The organism is Elizabethkingia occulta, assembly GCF_002023715.1.
GTDB classification, from domain to species: Bacteria; Bacteroidota; Bacteroidia; order Flavobacteriales; family Weeksellaceae; genus Elizabethkingia; species Elizabethkingia occulta.
In genome coordinates, this window is sequence record NZ_MAHX01000005.1 from 150,202 (window position 1) to 170,156 (window position 19,955).

Consider the following 19,955-nt stretch of genomic DNA (forward strand, 5'->3'; position numbering starts at 1 on the left):
TTAAAAAAATTAATCTGATATGAATAAACTAACTAACAGTATTTTGGCTGTTGTACTGTCTTCTTCTTTTGTGATGATTTCAGCACAGAAGATGGATACAGCTAAAGCCAAAGAAATTGAAGGTGTTGTTGTAACTGCACTGGGTATAAAGAGAGACCAAAAGGCGATAGGTTATGCAGCTCAGGAAATTAAAGGAGACCTTATTACTGCTTCTCGTCAGACTAGTGCAGTAGGTGCCCTGTCTGGTAATATTGCCGGAGTTCAGGTAACAACATCATCTGCATCTATGGGAGGTTCTACAAGAATTGTTTTAAGAGGAATTGGTTCCATAAATGGAGAAAACAGACCTCTGATAGTTGTAGATGGTATACCTTTTAACAATGCAAACTTCAATACCGGTTCTACGCTCAATAATTCCGGTACAACAGCAAGAGGTGCCGGAGGAGTAGATTATGGTGATGCATCATCTGATATTAACCCCGATGATATAGAGTCGGTAGTTGTATTAAAGGGAGGTCCTGCTGCTGCACTTTACGGAGCAAGAGCTATTAATGGTGCTATAGTATATACAACAAAAAAAGGTAAGGGAGGAAAAACGCAAATTGTACTGAATTCCGGAGTCTCTTTCGAAAGTATATATAAAATGCCAAGGTTGCAAAAAGAATATGGGCAGGGTTCTGAGCGGAGTGCTCTACCTACTCAAGTGATCAACGGAAAAACCTATAATATTGCAGAATATACTGTAGATGAATCATGGGGACCTAAGTATAATCCAAACATAAAGTACCTGCCGTGGTATGCGTTTGACCCTGAATTTAAAGATGACTATATGAAGGAGGTTCCATGGGTTGCTCCTCAGCATGATATAGATTCATTCTTTAAAACAGGTGTTACTTATAATAATAATATTTCTATTTCAAGAGCATTTGAAAAAACGGGAATTAGGTTTTCTTATGGAAATATCAAAACAGAGGGTATATTTCCAAATTCCAATTTAAAGAAGAACTCAATGAATATTAATATCACAAGTCAGCTGAGTGATAGGTTGAAATTAGATGCAGGAATTACATACAATCTGACAGAAGGATTTAACAGACCGGAGCAAGGTTATGGGAATAATTCTGTTGCTCAAAAGTTTTTTCAGTTTGGTCCCCGTTCATTAGATTTTGCTAAAGCAAGAGACTATAAACTAGAAAACGGAAAACAAAGGACATGGAACAGAATAGCTTGGGATAATGCTAATCCAAAATATTCTGACAATCCATACTGGACAGTTTTTGAAAATTATACAACTGATAAGAGGCAACGTGTATATGGTAATGCTACATTAACTTATAACCTTATAGGAAAAAGTCTTTATGCAGTAGGGAATTTGTATGGAGACATTTATTCATTTAGTAATGACGGAAGAGTTGCTGTTGGTTCTCAGGCACAATCAAGCTATTTTATCACAAAAAGAAATTTTTCAGAATATAATTATGAATTAAGATTACATTTTGACCATAGATTTGGAGATTTTAGTATCAATTCATTTGTAGGAACCAATATGAGACAATCTAAGTCGGATATGCTTTATGGAAAAACGAACGGAGGGCTTGTGATTCCAAACTTTTATAACCTGAAAAACGGATATGGAGTTTCTACTGTTTTACAGAGCTTTGCAGACAGAAGAGTTTATTCATTATATGAATCTGTTTCATTGGGCTACAAAGATACTTTCTTTATCGATGCCACAAACAGAACAGACTGGTCATCTACAATTCCCGAAAGTTATAACTACCCCTCTATTTCCGGTAGCATTGTATTTTCCAATTTGATTAAAGCTAAATGGTTAAACTTCGCTAAATTAAGAGGAGGCTGGGCAAATATTGCATCTGATGCAGATCCATACCAGCTGGTAAATGTATATGATGTAAGTCTTCCATTTCTGGGGTTGCCAAGATTTAGTAATACCAATGCCAGTAAAAATCCAAATTTGCTGAATGAAAGAAAAATTACTTCTGAAATTGGATTGGATGCAAATATGTTCAATAACAGATTAGGAATAAATTTTACTTATTATAATTCCAAAGTAAAAGATCAGATTATTGAATTGCCTGTTGATGGAGGAACAGGTCGTGATACCAAAGTCATTAATGTCGGTGAAATGGCGAATAAAGGTGTTGAATTAACACTTAACGGGAAAATATTAAAATCTGAAAACTTCTCATGGGATATAAATTTAAATTTCTCAAAAAACAATAATAAACTTGTTACGCTTTCTCCGGATGCCAAGAATTTACTTTTGGCGAATGCACCTTTCAGAGTTGGTGTTTATGCTGTAGAGGGAATGAGATACGGACAGATATACGGAACCGATTATACATATGATGACAAGGGAAATAAGATTATCGGAGCCAATGGATATTATGTACCAACTTCAACTCCTGTTTATTTAGGATCTTATTTGCCTGATTACAATGCCGGACTTAGAAATACAATCAGATATAAGAATTTTACACTGAGTGCATTAATAGACCGCCAAAAAGGTGGTAAATATTTTTCTACAACGCATATGTTTGGAATGTATTCTGGGATGCTTGAAAAAACTACAGCCAATAATATGAGAGAAGCAGGACTTGTTCTCCCTGGCGTAGTAAAGCAAACAGATGGATCCTATATTCAGAATACCAAAAATATCGATGTATACACATACGCAATCAGTCATTATAATGTGGTCGATGCTGCAAATGTATTCGATTCTAGTTACTGGAAGTTAAGAGAAGTTACTTTAACCTATACTTTACCAAAAGGTCTTCTGAATAATGCTATTCAGGATATAAGTATTACAGCATTCGCAAGAAATTTATTTACATGGGGACTGGCCTGGGATATAGACCCTGAAACAGCATCCTATGCAAGTGGAAATGTTCAAGGGCTGGAAGGAGGTTCTCTTCCTTCAACGAGAACTTTTGGACTTAATATTCAATTCAAATTTTAATTAAATCAGCAATGAAAAAAATAAAAATATTACCAGCAATAACATTAGGAACTTTACTTATACTTGCTAGTTGTCAGGATCAGAGTTTAGAAGATATCAACAAGAATCCTAATGATCCTGAGAAAGTTTTTAGTTCAGGTTTAATGAATTCTGCTACGAAGGAGTTAATGGATGCCACCAGAAATAGTTTTGCATCCGGAAGGATGTCTTTGCCGTGGATTCAGTACTCGGCACAGGTAGCTTATACAGAAGAGGACAGATTTCAGTTTAGGGAAAATAATAATCAGGATCTTTATTCAACTTTATATAAAGTAATCCTGGATTTCAAATCAATAATTGATCTGAATACTGACCCGTCCAGAATAGTTGAGATGAAGCAATATGGAGATACTCAGAATCAGATTGCAACAGCTCGTATTATGCTGGCTTATAGCTTTTCTATTCTCGCAGATACATATGGGTCGGTACCCTATTGGTCATACGGAAATAAAGATGCCGATTTTCAGGCTCTTAATCTGGAAAAACATCCAATGCCTTTATACGCCTCACAGGAAAAAATATATACAGATATTCTAAAAGAATTAAAAGAGGCTTCACAACAATTAAACACAAGTGAGCCAGGATTGGCAGGTGATGTTATTTATAACAGGGATGTATTAAAATGGAGGAAATTTGCAAACTCTTTGAGACTAAGGATTGCGAACCGGTTAAAAGACGCTATACCAGGTGCGAATGCTCATATACAGGATGCAATAGCCTCAGGGCTGATGGCATCGAACAGTGATAATGCTGTACAAAAATATCAGAATGATAAATTACTCCCCTCCCCAATGTTTAATTCTGTTTTTGTACAGAACAGAACTGATTTTAAAATTACCAATACAATGGTTAATACGCTTAAGGGACTTTTAGGTGGATTTAGCTTAGATCCAAGATTGTTTAAATATGCTGCCCCTGTTTACAGAGTTGATAATAATGATAATTATATTATTGATCCCAATAGTAATGACAAAGTAAAAGTTGCAATTGATCCTAATCAGGCGGCATTTGAATACGCTAATAGCAACAGGCTTGACAATTATGTAGGTTTGCCTTATGGGCTAACCAGAACAATGGTAGCCCGTCAGGATGCAGCGGGAACTTCATGGTGGAGTAATAATATTATTAAAGCTGATTTTGGAGAAGTTTTAATGGAGTATTCAGAAGTACAGTTTATTTTGTCAGAAATTAATGGATGGAGTGATACTAATTATAAAGCAGCAGTCAGAGCTTCTATGGAGAAATGGAATGTTCCTGCCAATAGCATCAATAATTTTGTAAGTTCTTTGCCTGCAGCCAATAAAGCAAATGTGCTGAATCAAAAATGGATAGCTTTATACATGCAGCCCCAGGAAGCATACGCGGAATGGAGAAGAACAGGATATCCTAATTTTTTAATTAAACCTGGCGATGTCAATAATTTGGTAATACCAGCTGTCGATGGTGCTACAACTTACACCTTTACACCAATTTCTCCTTCAGATTATACTTTAACGGAAATGCCTTCAAGAATAACATATCCGGTAACGTTAGCTAAACTAAATCCGAGTGGATATGCTTCAGGAGTTAAAAACTTAGGCCCGGGAGGAGATAAATTAAACACAAAGCTTATCTGGGATAAAAATTAAAATATCTTCATAACCAATTATTTTTCACAAAAAACGCCATAGATTTTGTATCTATGGCGTTTGCATTTTGATAAGAAAGTCTTAGTATACTACTCTATTCTAATTCTTTTGTTACTCCTAATCCGAAAAGTGCAAAATCATAAAGTGCAGGGTCTCCGGAATTATAGGCTCTAAGTTTTATATCTAATTCTTCAACAGCTTTCCAGTCGTTTTGCTTTCTGCTAAGGATTCCAAGTTGTCTGGCGATGTTTCCGGAATGGACATCTAAAGGACATGATAGCTTGCCCTGATCCAGTTCGGACCATATTCCAAGGTCTACTCCTCTTTTATCCTTCCTTACCATCCATCTCAGGTACATAATCAGTCGTTTTGCTGCAGAATTTTTATATGTACTGCTTACATGCTTATAGCAACGGTGATTATTTTCATTAAGAAATGATGTTCTGAAACGCTCTAAAGCATGATAAAAATTTTGTTCATCATCTTTTGGCTGAAAAAAATAAGCAAGAGATTCCTGTTCCTGATAAAGTCTTTGCAGATTGAAAACAAACTGCTTTAGGTCTTCTCCATTGAAAGTTCTGTGTACAGCTTTATCTTCTATGCTTTTAAAATCAGACTCTTTGGCATTCATTACAAAATCATAGGGAGAATTTCCCATGAAGTCCATAATCTTCGTAGCATTTGTAATAATGCTTTTTCTGTTTCCCCAAGCTAATGTAGCTGCAAAGAATCCAGAAATTTCGATATCCTGCTTCACAGAATAACGATGTGGAATCTGGAGTGGATCACTATTTATATATTCCGGATGATTGAAAGCATCTGCTTTTTCATCCAGAAATGCAAAAATTTCTTTTTCGGTCATTTTATACTTTTACAGGCTCTAAAGCTATTGGTAAAAAAGTATTTGGAAAATATTCACGGGCTTCGTCAGTAAAGACGGTTAGGTCTGCATACCGGTTAGAAAAATGTCCTAGAATAAGTTTCTTAACACCAGCTCTTTGTGCAATTATTGCAGCTTCTTTCGCCGTAGTATGTCCTGTATAATCTGCCATTTCTTTTAGATCATGCAGGAAAGTAGATTCATGATATAAAAGATCTACATTTTCAATTATTGGAATAATATCCTCTTTGAATCTGGTATCAGAACAGAATGCGTAAGATACAGGCGGTTCCGGATCTGTAGTTAATACTTCATTTTTCAGAACATATCCATCAGATAAAACAAAGTCTTTACCACGTTTCAGATTATGATAATCACATATCTCAATTTCAGAATATTTAGAGATCTCTACCATATTCAAGCGTCTGTCCTTTGGTTTCTCTCTGAAAAGATACCCGTTGCAGTAAATTCGGTGATCTAAAGGTATAGTCCATACCTCCAGTTTATCATCTTCATAAACTTTCTGAGACTGATCTCCCTCCAGTTCATGATAAATAATTGGAAAACCGCGATGGGTTTCAGTAATTTCAAATATCGTTTCCAACATCTTCTTGATTCCTTTCGGCCCATAGACATGCAATTCCTGGTCTCTTCCTAAAAGTCGGAATGAAGCAATAAGTCCGGGCAGCCCGAAACAATGATCTCCATGAAGATGAGAGATGAAAATATGATTGATCTTAGAAAACTTTGCTTTAGCTTTTCTCAGTTGTACCTGTGTTCCTTCACCACAGTCGATAAGAAAACAGCGTTCATCCATTTCCAAGAATTGTGCTGTAGGTGAAGATTTAACGGTTGGTATTGCTGAATTATAACCTAAAATAGTGAGATATGCCCCCAAAATTTATACTTAATTTTATAACAAATATACGTTTTATGCTTTTAAATAGTCTAAAAACTTCTTCAAAGCATTGGCTCTGTGGCTGATTCTATTTTTTTCCTCTGCAGGCATTTCAGCAAATGTAATACTGTGGTCCTTAGGAATAAAAATCGGATCATAACCGAATCCCTTCTCCCCGCTTGGTCTGTATGTTAAAGTACCATATACTCTGCCCTCAAAATATTCTTCTTTTCCTTCTGAAATAAGACATAGAACAGTAATAAAGTAAGCTTCGCGTTCCTTTATATCCTCCATTTCGCCAAGAACCTTTACAATATTTGCTTTGAAATCATGATCTCCAGCGTATCTTGCAGAGTAGATTCCCGGTCTTCCGTCTAATGCAGGGACTACCAATCCACTATCGTCTCCAAGACTTGGTTTTCCAGTCTTCTCAAAACAGTATTTAGCTTTTATTTTAGCATTTGCTTCAAAACTATCGCCATCTTCGATGACTTCTTCAAAAAGATTATAATCGGTAAGACTTGTGATATTGTAATCGGGTAAAATTTGCTGAATTTCTTCTTTTTTGTGTTGGTTGTGTGTTGCAACTAGAATTTCCATCTTCGTTAATCGTTATAATGAATTTTATTTTTATAGATAAATAAATAGCCAAAAACTGCTGTCAGAAATATACCGATCAATAATAAATAGTTTTCCGGAACTCCGAAAAATTCGGAATAGGATTCCTGTTTGGTATAAATGACAAGCAGTGATGATATCAGATTGTTAAAGGCATGTAAAAGAATTGGGAGTAATAATGTTTTGGTTCTATAATAAACCAGTCCCATTACACTACCTAAAATTGCAGCCCCCATAAACTGCCAGGGGTTTCCGTGAACAACACCAAAAACTACGGCGGAGATAATAATCGCATTGGCCGGAGAAACCCCTTTATTAATTAACCCTTTCTGAATTATGCCTCTGAAAAGTATTTCTTCGAGTATCGGAGCGAAAAAGCTGGTCATTAACATCATTGTAAACGGGTCCAGAGACATTCTTGCAAAAAGACCGGTTACCTGCTCATACCAAGGTCCAAAAAAATCACCTGTTGTAGGAAGTAATCCGGAAGTATATTCGGCAATAAATATTCCGCCAATCATTAATGGAAATACAAGCAGATAGGTAGAAAAAGGTGAAGTACGCATATTAAAACTAAGCCTGCTGCCTGTAGGTTTTACAATAAACTGATCGAATGCAAATATGCATCCTGTAAAAGTTAGGACATAAGAAACGATAATAAAGTAATCTTTATAAGCCGGATTATCATGAAGTACAAACATTTCGAAGGCCGACCAGCCAGCTAGTAAAAACTGCATAAAGAGAAATGTAACTGCTAAAAGTATAGCTTCTTTCCAGCCAAACAGGTAATTTCTTCCGGGATGTAAATCTTTATCCATTAAAATGATTTGAACAACAAAGATAATGTTTGCACTTCTTTTTTGCTAATGTCACAGTCTTTATTTGCCAGAGAAGTGCAGACTTATTGTGATTATTTTATATCCGTTTTTATTATATTTGAATTATTATGAAAATAGATTTTCCAGAAATGAAGTCCGGATTATATGCTCCAAAGCCTTTAAGATTTTTTCAAGAATTTATGCTTGGTATTATATTCATTATTATTGCTGCAGTTCTTCTGATTCTGATTTTATTAACTTTCACTGATTATACGCCAATAATAGATAATACTTACAGAATTTTATTTTTTGTTTTTTTTATAATTTTAGCTTCACTTGCATGCTTACTTATTTATGATACAATCAATAATAAGAATCGTAGAATAAGCTGGTATAAAATTAATAACCTGGGAGTTTTATTTTTTAATAAAGAAGATCAGCTGATTCAGCAAATACTCTTCAGAGATCTCACAAAAAGTCCTGATATCTACGGCAAGGATATTTATAGTAAATCTTCTGGTTCCGGAAAATATAGTTCCTTCAGAATGAATATTTGTATCTTTGAAAAAGATGCTAATGGACAAGTTAGAAACAGAATTGTTGATTTCAATTCTGCTTTTGCGAAGAACAGATATCGTCTTATTGCTCATTTCCTTAAAGGTATAAAATTGTTTAGGCCTGACCTTACTATTAATACTGACGTTTATAAAGACTTTTATCTTAATGAAGACACATTAGACTTTGTTCCGGAAAAGTTCAGAAAGGATATTTATCTAAAAGTTGTTGTTTTTGGGATTATAGCACTCCTATTTATAATAGTAAGTTTTATAATATAACAAGATCATTTGATTTGCTCGTAAAAATTCCCGATTTTTGCACTCATTAAAATTCAATATGTCGAACTTACTACAAGAAATACAAAAACGTAAAACCTTCGGGATTATCTCCCATCCGGATGCCGGGAAAACAACATTGACTGAAAAACTCTTACTTTTTGGTGGTGCTATCCAGGAAGCAGGAGCTGTAAAAAGCAATAAAATTAAAAAAGGGGCTACTTCTGACTTTATGGAAATTGAACGTCAGAGAGGAATTTCCGTTGCAACTTCTGTTCTGGCATTTGAATATAAAGATCACAAGATTAATATTCTGGATACTCCCGGACACAAGGATTTTGCTGAAGATACGTATCGTACGCTTACTGCAGTAGATAGTGTAATTGTGGTAATAGACGTTGCTAAAGGGGTTGAGGAACAAACCGAGAAACTAGTGAAGGTTTGTCGTATGCGTAATATCCCGATGTTAGTTTTCATTAATAAATTGGACCGTGAAGGTAAAGATGCATTCGATTTGCTGGATGAAGTAGAACAAAAATTAGGACTTCATGTAACGCCACTTTCATGGCCAATTGGTATGGGTGCTGAATTTCAGGGAATTTATAATATCTGGGAAAACAACATTCAGTTATTCTTAGAGGATAAAAAACAAAAAGTAGGTGAAGCTATTAAGATTGAAGATGTTAATGATCCGAAAATAGATGAATTAGTTGGCGAAAAGGCAGCAAATGCGCTTCGTGAAGAAATTGAATTAACTACTTCTGTATATCCTGAATTCGACCGCGAAGCATATATGAAAGGAGATCTTCAGCCAGTATTTTTCGGTTCCGCATTGAATAACTTTGGAGTAAGAGAACTCCTTGATGCATTTATAGAAATTGCACCAATGCCCCAGCCTAAAGAAAGTGATAAAAGAATTGTAGAACCTGAAGAAGAGAAGTTCAGTGGTTTTGTATTCAAGATTCACGCTAATATGGACCCTAAGCACCGTGACAGACTTGCTTTCGTAAAGATTGTATCGGGTACTTTCAAAAGAAATGAAAACTACCTGTTGGTAAGAGAAAATAAAAAAATGAAGTTTGCATCTCCGAATGCATTCTTTGCAGATAAAAAAGAGATTGTAGATGAGAGTTTCCCGGGAGATATTGTCGGACTTCACGATACCGGAAACTTCCGTATCGGAGATACACTAACAGCCGGAGAAGTAATGAGTTTCCGTGGTATTCCTTCTTTCTCGCCGGAACACTTCCGCTTCATTAATAACGATGACCCGTTGAAAGCTAAACAGTTGGCAAAAGGTATAGACCAGTTAATGGATGAAGGTGTTGCACAGTTGTTCACGATGGAAATGAACGGACGTAAAATTATTGGAACTGTAGGTGCATTACAATATGAAGTTATTCAGTACCGTTTGGAGCATGAATATGGAGCAAAATGTTCTTATGAGCCAATTAATATTTATAAAGCATGTTGGGTAGAAGCTGATGAGAAGTCTGACGAGTTTAAAGAATTCGCAAGACTTAGACAACGCTTCTTAGCCAGAGACAAATATGATCAGTTGGTATTCTTAGCTGACTCTTCATTTACGATTACAATGAATCAGGAGAAATTTCCAAATATCAAACTTCACTTTATCAGTGAATTTAGAAATGAGGATTAATTATATAGGCTGGCAAATTGCCAGCCTTATTTATTTTAGTTTTCGAAAGGTTCTACCTTCAGGATTTCAATTTTTCTTTCACCATCTATAAATGGCCATTCTATAATATCTCCTACCTTATAGCCCACTGTTGCCAAAGCTATATCCGAAAGTATGGAATATTTATTCTTTTGTGGTTTTGCTTTTGTGGAAGGCACAAAAATGTATTCTTTTTCTGTATCTGCAGTATGATCCTTTATAACGACTCTTCTGTTAACGGTTACAACTTCTTTCGGGAGATCTCTTCTAAGAACCTGTTTAGCAGTTTTAAGTTCATTTGCTAATCTTATCTCCTGTTCAGGTGTTACTCTTTTTCTTCTTAGCTGATCTTTGATTACATCATAAATCCCGGTTGTTACAATAATATGTTCCGACATTTTTCTTAAAATTAATAGGTTTAATTGGTGGTGTATACTTTTTATAGCCCGGAATACAGATAAATTATACGCTGTAATTTATCCGATGTAGAAATACACCAAAATAGAATTGAATTATAAAAATAAAGAGATAGCCCTGCTCCGAACTTCGGCAGGGATTAATGAATAAACTCCTTGGAGTTTTGTAAGAATTTATCGTCGTGAAGGTATGTAAGAATTACATTACCAAAACAACTCTGAAGTTGATTAGAAAAGTTCATTTCAATATTCTTCAATATTAGAAACTAAGTTATAGCTTTTAAATATGATATCCAAATGTTTGGTTACTAATAAAAGTATTTGCTTTTGTAAGGCTCAAAATTCCTAAGATTAGGGAGAGGGGTTATTTTAACAATTTTATCCTCTTTACTTTCTGTTTCTCCGGTTTCGTAATTGGATAATTTACTAATATATCTGCCGGTAGAAAGATTGAATTCTACATCTGTAATATGCCCTTGTCCGTCGGATATACCATAACTAAAACCAATTAATTCGAATCCGTTATTCTGATACCTGAAAATATGTTTGGATTGACCTCTAAGGAAACTGTAATTAATATGTACAGTGCCTTTTACAATCTCAACATTTTCAAGATTATCTCCGGTTCCGTGCTGTGACGCTTCAATAGCATTTTTTGTATTCACAATCAGCTTTTTGTTCCCATCTTTATCCAGAAAGTAAATCTCGAGAATGTAATTGGTTATATTACCATTCTTTCCTGCTTTTACAATAGCCAAATCAGGAATTCCGTCTTTATTAAGATCACCCTTCGCAATTTGATGAATTACGGTTTTCTGCTGGCTATAGGCATTCACGCCAAGAAATAGTAAGAACAGATATATAACAGGCTTGCTATACATAGGGGTTTTATTTATTTTTCTATTTCCATTTCTGTCTCATCCTCTTCAATTGGCAGGAGCTCTTCATTTCCATATTCTTTTGCATCGTCGTCATCTCCCATTAGATAGCCCCATGGCTTAAGGTCTTCCACCCTGTCGAAAATAATTTTTGCAATGGCCATAATCGGAATTGTAAGGAACATTCCCATAACGCCCCAAATACTTTCTCCTACTATAAGACCAATAATTACAATCAGTGAGTTTAATTTAACCTGAGAGCCCACAATTTTAGGCATGATAATGTTTCCGTCTACAGCATGTACGGCAACCATTCCTACTAAAACCCATAATACATTGGCCGCTGAAGAAGTCGCAAAAGTCACAAAAATACCTAGTACAGTAGCTATTAAAATTCCCAGATAAGGTAATACATTGAATATTCCTGTGATAATAGCCAAAAGGAAATTATACTTTATTCCGATAATAGTATAGGCTATAAAAGACAATATGGTCACCAAAACCATTTGTATAATAAGACCTATCAGGTATTTTTTTACCATATACTGAATACTGTTTACAACATCCATCACTATAGCTTTGTGCTTATCTGCAAAACACATAATAATAAAGCGTACCAGTTGTCTTCGGTATATCAGGATAAATAAAGTAAACAAAAATGTAAGACCAATCAGCATGAGAATATAGGTGATCGACTTCAGCATTTTTTCAACAATAACTGTTCCGGTACTTAATGACTTTTGTGCAAGGTCATTAATATAAGTAAGCTGTTTGTGCTTTTGTACACCGAATTTATGGGCAATCCAATCCTGAATACTATCGAAAGCTGCAGTAATCTGTTTCTGAAAAGCTGGCCAGTCTTCCGAAAAACTGGTAGTCTGTATTCCTATAAGGTATAGTATAAGTCCTATTAAGGTTAGTCCCAATACACTTACGACAATCGCAGATATAGAACGGTTAAATCGTAGTTTTCTCTCCAGAAAGTTGCAGACAGGTACAAGTAATATTGCAAATAACAATCCCATAATCATCGGAATGATTAAATCCTGTCCCTGAATGGCCAGATAACCCAAGATCATAATGCTAATAAGTACTGAAGCCAGTTTTAGATAAAATGGCCATGATAAAAATGCCTTCATACACAGAAAATTCAATGCATTAAAGGTAAAAAAAGTTTAGCTGAAAAGGCCTATTTTCCTAAAACAAAAATAGCAGGAATCTTGTGCAGATTGGTTTTAGACTTTTTCCAATCATTAACAGACTGGGTTTTAATAAATTCTCCTTCCGGGTCATTGATATTAGCAGCTACAGAAAGTAATGTTTTACCATTCAGTGTTTTGGTAAGTTCCTCCAATAACTGGTTGTTACGATACGGAGTTTCCATGAAAATCTGAGTATAACCTGTTTTCTGAACCAGTGATTCCAAATGAAGGATTTGTTTTCTTTTTTCTCCTTTATCTATAGGTAAATAACCATGGAAAGTGAATTGCTGTCCGTTGAATCCACTTGAAATTAAAGCTAATATAATAGAACTTGGCCCATTCACAGGGACTACTTTTATATTGTTTCGGTGGGCCCATGCAACCATAATATTCCCGGGATCTGCAATACAGGGCAAACCAGCTTCAGACAGCAGACAAAAGTCCTGCCCTTTCTTCATAAGTTCCTGAGCTTCTTTTAGATCTGCAGTTTCAGAATATTTGTCGAGTAAAAACAGTTTTAAATCAGACTGCTTTTTTTCAGGAGCAAAGAATTTAATGACCTTGCGGGCTGTCTTTTCATTTTCTACAAAGAAATAATCAGTCTGCATGATGTATTCTTTGATTGCTGAGCCAAAATGTTCTACAGGTGTATTTTCCGAAAGATATGCAGGTAATAAGAAAAGCATTGGTTCTGTTTTTATTCTGAGAGTTGAGATTTTATAATATCACAGGCTTTGTTCAGTAATTGGAACACATCTTCAAAATCCTGCTGATTTCCCCAATATGGATCGGGAACTTCGGTATTGTTTTTATCATGAAGAACATCAAGTATAAAAGATATTTTTTGCTTTTGTTCTTCATTTCTAGCCATGGCAGATACGTCTTTCAGATTATTACGATCCATACAGTATATTCTGTCAAAAGACTCTAAATCTTTAGGCTGAATGGGACGGGAACGTTGTTTGGAAATATCTATGTTATGTAACGCTGCAACTTTCACAGAGCGTTTGTCTGGATGATTGCCTTCGTGGATAGATATTGTTCCGGCGCTGTCTACTATATAATGGTCCGGAAGTTTAGATTTCAGAATTCCTTCAGCTAAAGGAGACCGGCAAATATTGCCCAGGCAGACCATTAAAATTTTCATGCTAGTATAATTTACAGAAGAAAATATACAGTTTACCATAAAAGTAAACTGTCAGTTAGTAGTTATTATTCAAATATCTTGTCCTTAATTTCTTTAATGAATTTCTTCATTTCCTTATCCACTTTTGCAACGTCGCGGATTGTATCACACGCATACATTACGGTTGAATGGTCTTTACCGCCCATCTCTTCACCGATTTTTGTAAAAGTAGCATTAGTGTATTCCTTAGCAAAATACATAGCCAGCTGACGAGGTAGTGCTACCTCACGTTTTCTGGTTTTGGATAATAGTTTGTCTTTTTGAAGGCCAAAGTATTTGCATACTACATCCTGAATATAAGCTATATTTATTGTCTTTTTCTGATTAGCAGCAATCTTACTAATTGTATCTTTCAACAGTCCGATTGTAAGCTCAGACTTAACAATCATAGAGTGTGCTATAACCGAATTGATAATACCAATCAGTTCTCTTACATTAGAGTTAACCTCTGTTGCAAGATAATCTATAAGCTCGTTGTCCAGTACAATACCATCTCGGTGTAGTTTGTTTACAACGATTTTCTTTCTGGTATCATAATCTGGTGACTTGATCTCAGCAGATAATCCCCACTTGAATCGGGAAACAATTCTTTCCTGAATATCCTGAATGTCAGCAGGTGCCTTATCCGATGTCAGGATAATCTGCTTACCATTTTGGTGAAGATGATCGAAAATATGGAAGAACATATCCTGTGTTGCAACTTTGCTGGATAAGAACTGAACATCGTCGATAATCCATACATCTATCATCTGATAGAAGTTGGCGAAGTCTGTTTTGTTCTGAGCTTTTGCTGCGGATACGAACTGCTGAATAAACTTTTCGGAAGATACATATAGTACCACTTTTTCCGGATAAAGATTCTTAACCTCCAATCCGATTGCATGTGCAATGTGGGTTTTCCCAACTCCAACACCTCCGTGAAGGAATAATGGGTTAAAGGATGTTGCTCCTGGTCTTTTAGCAATAGTTCTTGCTACTGTAGAAGCAAATTTATTGCTTTCTCCTTCTATAAAATTATCGAAAGATAATGAAGGATTAAGCTGGCTGTCTATATTAACTTTCTTAATTCCCGGAACTACAAATGGATTTACTACATTCTGAGCATAAGCAGGATTTCTTACTTCCTGAGGTCTTGGTGTCTGTATCGACTGACCTTTCATCTGTATAGTTACTGGTGGAACCTTCCCTACCGGTTTGTTCTCCATTACAGAATACCAAAGCTTTACACCTTTTCCGATGTTTTTCTTTAAAGCCGCTGAAAGAAGAGATAGGTAATTATCTTCAATATATTCACGATAGAAATCACTTGGAACCTGCAGTGTAAGGTTCTTTTCTAATAAAGAAACAGGCTTTACTTTTGAAAAGAGTAAATCGAAGGAATCGTCTAATTTATTAACACCTTCTTTTTCCTCAATAGAATTGAGATTATCCCTCATAAAGCTGAGGCAATTGTCCCAAATCAAAGTAATGTTCTGCTCCATAGAAAGATAGTAGTTTTTGCGTCTTGAAAATAACAGGATGACAAATATGAAAATTAAAATTAGTAAAAAAAAATATTTGACTCTTGCTTATTAAAAAATATATTTGTAAGTATAGATAAAGACTTAAAATGATTAGTACAACATGCACATTAAGAGTTAGATACGCCGAAACCGACCCCATGAAATATGTATATTATGGTAACTACGCAACCTATTTTGAGGTGGCTCGTGTAGAACTTTTTCGGGGTATCGGAATGTCATATGATGAGATTGAAAAACGTGGAATTTGGCTTCCGGTTTCGGAGTATAATATTAAATATCTGAAGCCAGCTCTTTATGATCAGGAACTTAGGATTGAAGTGAAGGTAAAAGAGCGTCCGGGAGTTCGGATTATTTTCGATTATGAAATATATAATGAAGAGGGTGAAAAGCTGACGGAAGCATCCACTACCCTTTTCTTTTTGGATGCTGAAAAAAATAAAGTTGTCAAGTGTCCGGACTGGTTAATGGAACTTATGGATAAACACTTTTAGTTACAGAATAAAAAAGAGACCGAATTAATTAGTCTCTTTTTTTATTTTAAAATCTCAGTACGCTCCCTGCCTCTATTTCATAAGGTTCTTTGCCCCTTTCAAAAATTCTGGTTAATTCGGAACCTTCAGTTGTTATCTTATCACCAATTCTTCTGATCCAGTTTCCTTCGCGCAATCCCACAACCGGAGTATCATTCTGTGTTAAGAATTCAAGAATACGGGTTTCTCTGGTTTCACCATTATGATGTAATTCCGGATTAGGATCAAGATAATGCGGATTCAGGTTAAAAGGTACCAATCCCATACATTCAAAACTTGGTGGATATACAATAGGCATGTCATTGGTCGTTCTCATATTAAGTCCTCCAATATTAGAGCCTGCACTGGCTCCCATATAAGGTTTACCACTTTCTACGTTTTGTTTCAATACAGAAAGTAATCCTTGTTCATGTAACGTCTTTACCAAAAGGAAAGTATTACCACCTCCCGTAAAATAGCCTTTAGCTTCGTTTAATGCTTCTATAGGATTATCATATTCATGCAATCCTTTTACCTTTATATTGATTGTAGAAAAAAAACTTCTTGCTTTATCTGTATATTCATCGTGAGAAATACCTCCCGGACGTGCGAATGGTACAAAGATAATTTCGTCTGCTCCGTTGAATAGCTTTATAATTTCTTCTCGAATGTATTCTAAATATTGTCCACCAAATAATGTAGAAGTGGACGCTAAGAGTATGTTCATATATATATGTTGTATAGACAAACAAAAATAAAGCTTTTACGGATAGTAAAAGGAAGAACTCATATTATTTTTTCGGAATGCCAAAGCAAATCGTATCTTTGTGAAAGTTTATAAATCTAAAAGAGAAATGAAATTTTTTATCGACACAGCCAACTTAGAGCAGATTAAAGAAGCACAAGATTTAGGAATTCTTGATGGTGTAACGACTAACCCGTCTTTGATGGCGAAGGAAGGTATTAATGGAGCTGAGGCTATTAAGCAGCATTATAAAACAATTTGCGAGATTGTAGATGGTGATATTTCTGCTGAAGTTCTTTCTACTACTTATGAGGAAATGATTAAAGAAGGAGAAGAATTAGCTGCTATCCACCCAAATATCGTGGTAAAAATACCTATGATTAAAGATGGTGTAAAGGCGTTGAAATATTTTTCTGATAAAGGAATTAAAACGAACTGTACATTAATTTTCTCTGCAGGACAGGCGCTTTTAGCTGCTAAAGCCGGAGCTACTTATGTTTCTCCTTTCTTAGGACGTCTTGATGATATTTCTACTGACGGTCTTAACCTAATCGAGGAAATCAGAACAATCTACAATAACTATATGTATGATACTGAGATTTTAGCAGCATCTATCCGTAGTCCTATGCACATTATTAACTGTGCTAAGATTGGTGCAGATGTTATTACATCTCCGTTACCTTCAATCCTAGCCTTATTAAAGCACCCATTAACAGATCTTGGTTTAGCTCAGTTTGTAGCCGATGCTAAGAAACTTGGATAGTTAATAGTATAAATAACTTATACAAAACACCCCTATAAAGTTTAACTTTTTAGGGGTGCTTTATATTAATGAAGCCTATATATAATTCCTTTTCCCAGATTTTAAACAAACAGGATTGTTTTAAAATCTTACCCACTTCTATAACAGATGTGGGTATTTTTTATTAATTTTTTATGTTAAATTGTCATTTAAAATAAAATGTTTAAGTTTAAATATTGAATCATTAAAATATTATTGAATGAAAAAACATTTATTTTATCCCGCATTGTGGGGAATTCTGACATTATCCGTATTCTATTCTTGTCGTACAGATAGTGCAACAACTGAACAAACAGTAGCTTCAAAAGAGAAAATTGCTGCTTTTGAGAGATTTGAGAAACAGAATAATATTGTTCAGCCAATCGCAGGAGCAAATCAAGCTACAGCACCTCAAAAATATATTAGCTATGCTAAACCCTTTGCAGAGATTATAACAAACTTTATGCAAAATCATCCCGATTATGCTCAGTGGATGGATAAATCCGTCGGAGTAATACGACTGGATGTTGCTTCTCAAACTTTTGGGGAAGATAAAAAAGCTATAATATTTCCTGTAACAGATGAAAGCGGGAAAGTAGCAGCAGCGTGGTATGGCGTTATTAATGAAGAAAGAAGCTTTGTTAATTTCTCTTATATGAATGATAATTCTGCTGAACTGGCAGATATTAAGAACGTTTTCCAGAATTACTATGATAAAAAGATTGGTAATTTTTCCTCCAGAACAGTAGCATCAACATCAAAACTAATAAATCCAGTTGCATTAAAAAATGGTAATGAACAAAAGCCTATAGACATTGAAGAAGTAGTGATAACAAAAAAGAATCCAACAACTCCTCCTCCTGATCAATGGGTTCCTAAATATCCTGATGAACCTTCTGGAGGTGGCGGAGCCGGAAGTAGTGGTCCGGGAACTGGTATGAGTGGTGGTAGTAGTACACACGGAACTACGACTGATCCAAGTAATAAAGATGCATGTAGTAAAATGAAAAATAAAATTGCTACCGAAAAGGGAAGAGAAATTATTAAAGATTTAGAAGCAAAAGCAAAAATACCGGGAGCTGGTGAAACAGCATATAGACAAAATAAAGTTGGAGATCCTACTATGTATCAAGGTGAGCAGGATAATGTATTAATTCCTATAGATAATAATATGGAAGGAGTATATCATAATCATCCAGAAGGTGGAGTTAATATGCTATCCGTAAAAGATATAAGAATGATGCTATTTGCCGCAAGAATGCAATCTGATGATAATGTTGGCAATGCTTTTGTAGGTATGATTTCTAAGAGTGGTAATTATTTTATAAGTTTCAATGGAACAAAGGCAGATATTCCTGTTATTTATGATAGCCAAGTACAAGGTTTTAGAGAAGATTATGATCGGATACAATATGGAATGTCGGTATATTTGAAAAAAGGTGAACAACTTTCTGATAAACAACTGCAAAAATTATTCTTTGATATTACAGAAAAAATGGGATTGAAAGGAAAAGTTAATTTAATTAAAGAAAAGGACGGAAATACATCTACTATCACACAAAATACTGATGGCACTATTGCTGATCCAAAACCATGTTAATTAGTAAATAATTTTAATTATGAAAAATTTATTCTTTATTATTGTTAGCCTTATGTTATCATTGCCACTTAAGGCGCAGATTCTTCCATTGAACACCTATTATACAGAAATAACGACTAATTCTTATTTGAAAGATTTGGACAATATACTTCCTCGTTATACTGGCACATGGCGAACTGATTATAATGGAGCAAGTATTTATTTAACCATTGATAATGTAACAAAACACCCCTCTAAATTTGGAAATATCAGCTTTTATAACGATGTTTTATTTGTAAGATATGTTATTAAAAATTCAAATGGAGCAATTATACAAAGTACTTTGGACAAAGCAATTACGGAAGCTAATATTAAGAGTATTATTCCTCGTCCAGATAATACTATCGCTTTTACATATTCAGGAGGTGATTGTGGAGTTGGAAGTGGCAGAGTTTTTTTAGAATATATAGACTCAACCCATATTAAATGGAGCTACTATCCTGAGAGTTCATTAATTATAGCAGGAGAGTGTCCACAAGGTTCTGATCTTAAAGTTTATTTGCCAAAAACTGAAGATTTAACTTTTACTAAACAATAATTCTAAATTAATTTAAGTACGAAACCCCGACTAACCTCGGGGTTTTTCTTTGTACCTCTTCTTTTTTTGAATGGGTATTTTTTTTATTTATTAACATCATATTGTTTTTTTTATTAATATTGTAATACGAAGTAATCGGGAAATTTGATTATTTACAATTTTAAAA

19 protein-coding genes are annotated in these 19,955 nt (G+C 34.9%); 8 read left to right on the forward strand and 11 right to left on the reverse strand.

The features are described from left to right. The first annotated feature begins 19 nt into the window (after positions 1-19). Together BAZ10_RS02870 and BAZ10_RS02875 are read left to right on the forward strand one after the other, a co-directional pair. A complete protein-coding gene (locus BAZ10_RS02870; protein ID WP_078770761.1) occupies positions 20-2,980 on the forward strand; it encodes a SusC/RagA family TonB-linked outer membrane protein in 2,961 nt (986 codons plus the stop codon). Between the two features lie 11 nt (positions 2,981-2,991). Beyond that, on the forward strand, positions 2,992-4,647 hold the full coding sequence (locus BAZ10_RS02875; RefSeq protein ID WP_078770762.1) for a SusD/RagB family nutrient-binding outer membrane lipoprotein: 1,656 nt from the start codon (positions 2,992-2,994) through the stop codon (positions 4,645-4,647). A 94-nt stretch (positions 4,648-4,741) separates the two neighbouring features. On the opposite strand, the gene BAZ10_RS02880 is transcribed toward BAZ10_RS02875, so the two are convergent. From BAZ10_RS02880 to BAZ10_RS02895, 4 genes are read right to left on the reverse strand one after another with little or no spacing between them, the layout of a single operon-like run. Next, complete coding sequence (locus BAZ10_RS02880) at positions 4,742-5,509, reverse strand: TIGR02757 family protein (protein WP_078770763.1); 768 nt, start codon at positions 5,507-5,509, stop codon at positions 4,742-4,744. Between the two features lies 1 nt (position 5,510). Further along, the gene (locus tag BAZ10_RS02885; protein ID WP_078770764.1) at positions 5,511-6,425 is read right to left on the reverse strand and encodes a ribonuclease Z; all 915 of its coding nucleotides are present in this window, start codon (positions 6,423-6,425) and stop codon (positions 5,511-5,513) included. A gap of 33 nt (positions 6,426-6,458) precedes the next feature. After that, positions 6,459-7,025, reverse strand: coding sequence for an RdgB/HAM1 family non-canonical purine NTP pyrophosphatase (gene rdgB, locus BAZ10_RS02890; RefSeq protein ID WP_078770765.1), 567 nt, complete (start codon positions 7,023-7,025; stop codon positions 6,459-6,461). 5 nt (positions 7,026-7,030) lie between these two features. Then, entirely contained in the window at positions 7,031-7,861 is an 831-nt protein-coding gene (locus BAZ10_RS02895) for a CPBP family intramembrane glutamic endopeptidase (RefSeq protein WP_078770766.1), read from the reverse strand. Positions 7,862-7,989: 128 nt separating this feature from the next. Between BAZ10_RS02895 and BAZ10_RS02900 the strand changes: the two genes are divergently transcribed. After that, a complete protein-coding gene (locus tag BAZ10_RS02900) occupies positions 7,990-8,697 on the forward strand; it encodes a hypothetical protein (RefSeq protein ID WP_245803729.1) in 708 nt (235 codons plus the stop codon). 58 nt (positions 8,698-8,755) lie between these two features. Next, positions 8,756-10,354, forward strand: coding sequence for a peptide chain release factor 3 (locus tag BAZ10_RS02905; protein ID WP_078770767.1), 1,599 nt, complete (start codon positions 8,756-8,758; stop codon positions 10,352-10,354). A 35-nt stretch (positions 10,355-10,389) separates the two neighbouring features. On the opposite strand, the gene BAZ10_RS02910 is transcribed toward BAZ10_RS02905, so the two are convergent. The 6 genes from BAZ10_RS02910 to dnaA all read right to left on the reverse strand — a co-directional run bounded on the left by BAZ10_RS02910 (position 10,390) and on the right by dnaA (position 15,535). Continuing rightward, positions 10,390-10,770: a GreA/GreB family elongation factor gene (locus BAZ10_RS02910; RefSeq protein ID WP_078770768.1), complete on the reverse strand. Its 381-nt coding sequence runs from the start codon at positions 10,768-10,770 to the stop codon at positions 10,390-10,392. A 326-nt stretch (positions 10,771-11,096) separates the two neighbouring features. Then, a complete protein-coding gene (locus tag BAZ10_RS02915) occupies positions 11,097-11,669 on the reverse strand; it encodes a hypothetical protein (protein WP_078770769.1) in 573 nt (190 codons plus the stop codon). Between the two features lie 11 nt (positions 11,670-11,680). Beyond that, positions 11,681-12,805, reverse strand: a complete 1,125-nt coding sequence (locus tag BAZ10_RS02920) for an AI-2E family transporter (RefSeq protein ID WP_078770770.1) — start codon at positions 12,803-12,805, stop codon at positions 11,681-11,683. Positions 12,806-12,855: 50 nt separating this feature from the next. Then, positions 12,856-13,554 (reverse strand): SAM-dependent methyltransferase, encoded by a 699-nt coding sequence (locus tag BAZ10_RS02925; protein ID WP_078770771.1) that lies wholly within the window; start codon positions 13,552-13,554, stop codon positions 12,856-12,858. Positions 13,555-13,565: 11 nt separating this feature from the next. Continuing rightward, on the reverse strand, positions 13,566-14,015 hold the full coding sequence (locus tag BAZ10_RS02930; RefSeq protein ID WP_078770944.1) for a low molecular weight protein-tyrosine-phosphatase: 450 nt from the start codon (positions 14,013-14,015) through the stop codon (positions 13,566-13,568). Positions 14,016-14,080: 65 nt separating this feature from the next. Then, positions 14,081-15,535 (reverse strand): chromosomal replication initiator protein DnaA, encoded by a 1,455-nt coding sequence (gene dnaA / locus BAZ10_RS02935; protein ID WP_078770772.1) that lies wholly within the window; start codon positions 15,533-15,535, stop codon positions 14,081-14,083. 128 nt (positions 15,536-15,663) lie between these two features. Here dnaA and BAZ10_RS02940 point away from each other — a divergent pair, with 128 nt between their 5' ends. Further along, complete coding sequence (locus BAZ10_RS02940; RefSeq protein WP_059154036.1) at positions 15,664-16,068, forward strand: acyl-CoA thioesterase; 405 nt, start codon at positions 15,664-15,666, stop codon at positions 16,066-16,068. Positions 16,069-16,114: 46 nt separating this feature from the next. Here BAZ10_RS02940 and pepE read toward each other — a convergent pair whose 3' ends face one another. Further along, positions 16,115-16,813: a dipeptidase PepE gene (gene pepE, locus BAZ10_RS02945; protein WP_078770773.1), complete on the reverse strand. Its 699-nt coding sequence runs from the start codon at positions 16,811-16,813 to the stop codon at positions 16,115-16,117. A 127-nt stretch (positions 16,814-16,940) separates the two neighbouring features. On the opposite strand from pepE, the gene fsa reads away from it, so the two are divergent. The 3 genes from fsa to BAZ10_RS02960 all read left to right on the forward strand — a co-directional run bounded on the left by fsa (position 16,941) and on the right by BAZ10_RS02960 (position 19,789). Then, positions 16,941-17,594 (forward strand): fructose-6-phosphate aldolase, encoded by a 654-nt coding sequence (gene fsa, locus BAZ10_RS02950; RefSeq protein WP_078770774.1) that lies wholly within the window; start codon positions 16,941-16,943, stop codon positions 17,592-17,594. Positions 17,595-17,832: 238 nt separating this feature from the next. Then, positions 17,833-19,212: a hypothetical protein gene (locus tag BAZ10_RS02955; protein ID WP_078770775.1), complete on the forward strand. Its 1,380-nt coding sequence runs from the start codon at positions 17,833-17,835 to the stop codon at positions 19,210-19,212. A gap of 19 nt (positions 19,213-19,231) precedes the next feature. Then, the gene (locus BAZ10_RS02960) at positions 19,232-19,789 is read left to right on the forward strand and encodes a DUF6705 family protein (protein ID WP_078770776.1); all 558 of its coding nucleotides are present in this window, start codon (positions 19,232-19,234) and stop codon (positions 19,787-19,789) included. Positions 19,790-19,955: the final 166 nt, after the last annotated feature.

Bases quoted from the DNA above. Each gene is read 5' to 3' on its own strand.
- BAZ10_RS02870 (WP_078770761.1), top strand. From the start codon at position 20: ATGAATAAACTAACTAACAGTATTTTGGCTGTTGTACTGTCTTCTTCT.
- BAZ10_RS02875 (WP_078770762.1), top strand. From the start codon at position 2,992: ATGAAAAAAATAAAAATATTACCAGCAATAACATTAGGAACTTTACTT.
- BAZ10_RS02880 (WP_078770763.1), bottom strand. From the start codon at position 5,509: ATGACCGAAAAAGAAATTTTTGCATTTCTGGATGAAAAAGCAGATGCT.
- rdgB (WP_078770765.1), bottom strand. From the start codon at position 7,025: ATGGAAATTCTAGTTGCAACACACAACCAACACAAAAAAGAAGAAATT.
- BAZ10_RS02895 (WP_078770766.1), bottom strand. From the start codon at position 7,861: ATGGATAAAGATTTACATCCCGGAAGAAATTACCTGTTTGGCTGGAAA.
- BAZ10_RS02900 (WP_245803729.1), top strand. From the start codon at position 7,990: ATGAAAATAGATTTTCCAGAAATGAAGTCCGGATTATATGCTCCAAAG.
- BAZ10_RS02905 (WP_078770767.1), top strand. From the start codon at position 8,756: ATGTCGAACTTACTACAAGAAATACAAAAACGTAAAACCTTCGGGATT.
- BAZ10_RS02910 (WP_078770768.1), bottom strand. From the start codon at position 10,770: ATGTCGGAACATATTATTGTAACAACCGGGATTTATGATGTAATCAAA.
- BAZ10_RS02915 (WP_078770769.1), bottom strand. From the start codon at position 11,669: ATGTATAGCAAGCCTGTTATATATCTGTTCTTACTATTTCTTGGCGTG.
- BAZ10_RS02920 (WP_078770770.1), bottom strand. From the start codon at position 12,805: ATGAAGGCATTTTTATCATGGCCATTTTATCTAAAACTGGCTTCAGTA.
- BAZ10_RS02925 (WP_078770771.1), bottom strand. From the start codon at position 13,554: ATGCTTTTCTTATTACCTGCATATCTTTCGGAAAATACACCTGTAGAA.
- BAZ10_RS02930 (WP_078770944.1), bottom strand. From the start codon at position 14,015: ATGAAAATTTTAATGGTCTGCCTGGGCAATATTTGCCGGTCTCCTTTA.
- dnaA (WP_078770772.1), bottom strand. From the start codon at position 15,535: ATGGAGCAGAACATTACTTTGATTTGGGACAATTGCCTCAGCTTTATG.
- BAZ10_RS02940 (WP_059154036.1), top strand. From the start codon at position 15,664: ATGATTAGTACAACATGCACATTAAGAGTTAGATACGCCGAAACCGAC.
- pepE (WP_078770773.1), bottom strand. From the start codon at position 16,813: ATGAACATACTCTTAGCGTCCACTTCTACATTATTTGGTGGACAATAT.
- fsa (WP_078770774.1), top strand. From the start codon at position 16,941: ATGAAATTTTTTATCGACACAGCCAACTTAGAGCAGATTAAAGAAGCA.
- BAZ10_RS02955 (WP_078770775.1), top strand. From the start codon at position 17,833: ATGAAAAAACATTTATTTTATCCCGCATTGTGGGGAATTCTGACATTA.
- BAZ10_RS02960 (WP_078770776.1), top strand. From the start codon at position 19,232: ATGAAAAATTTATTCTTTATTATTGTTAGCCTTATGTTATCATTGCCA.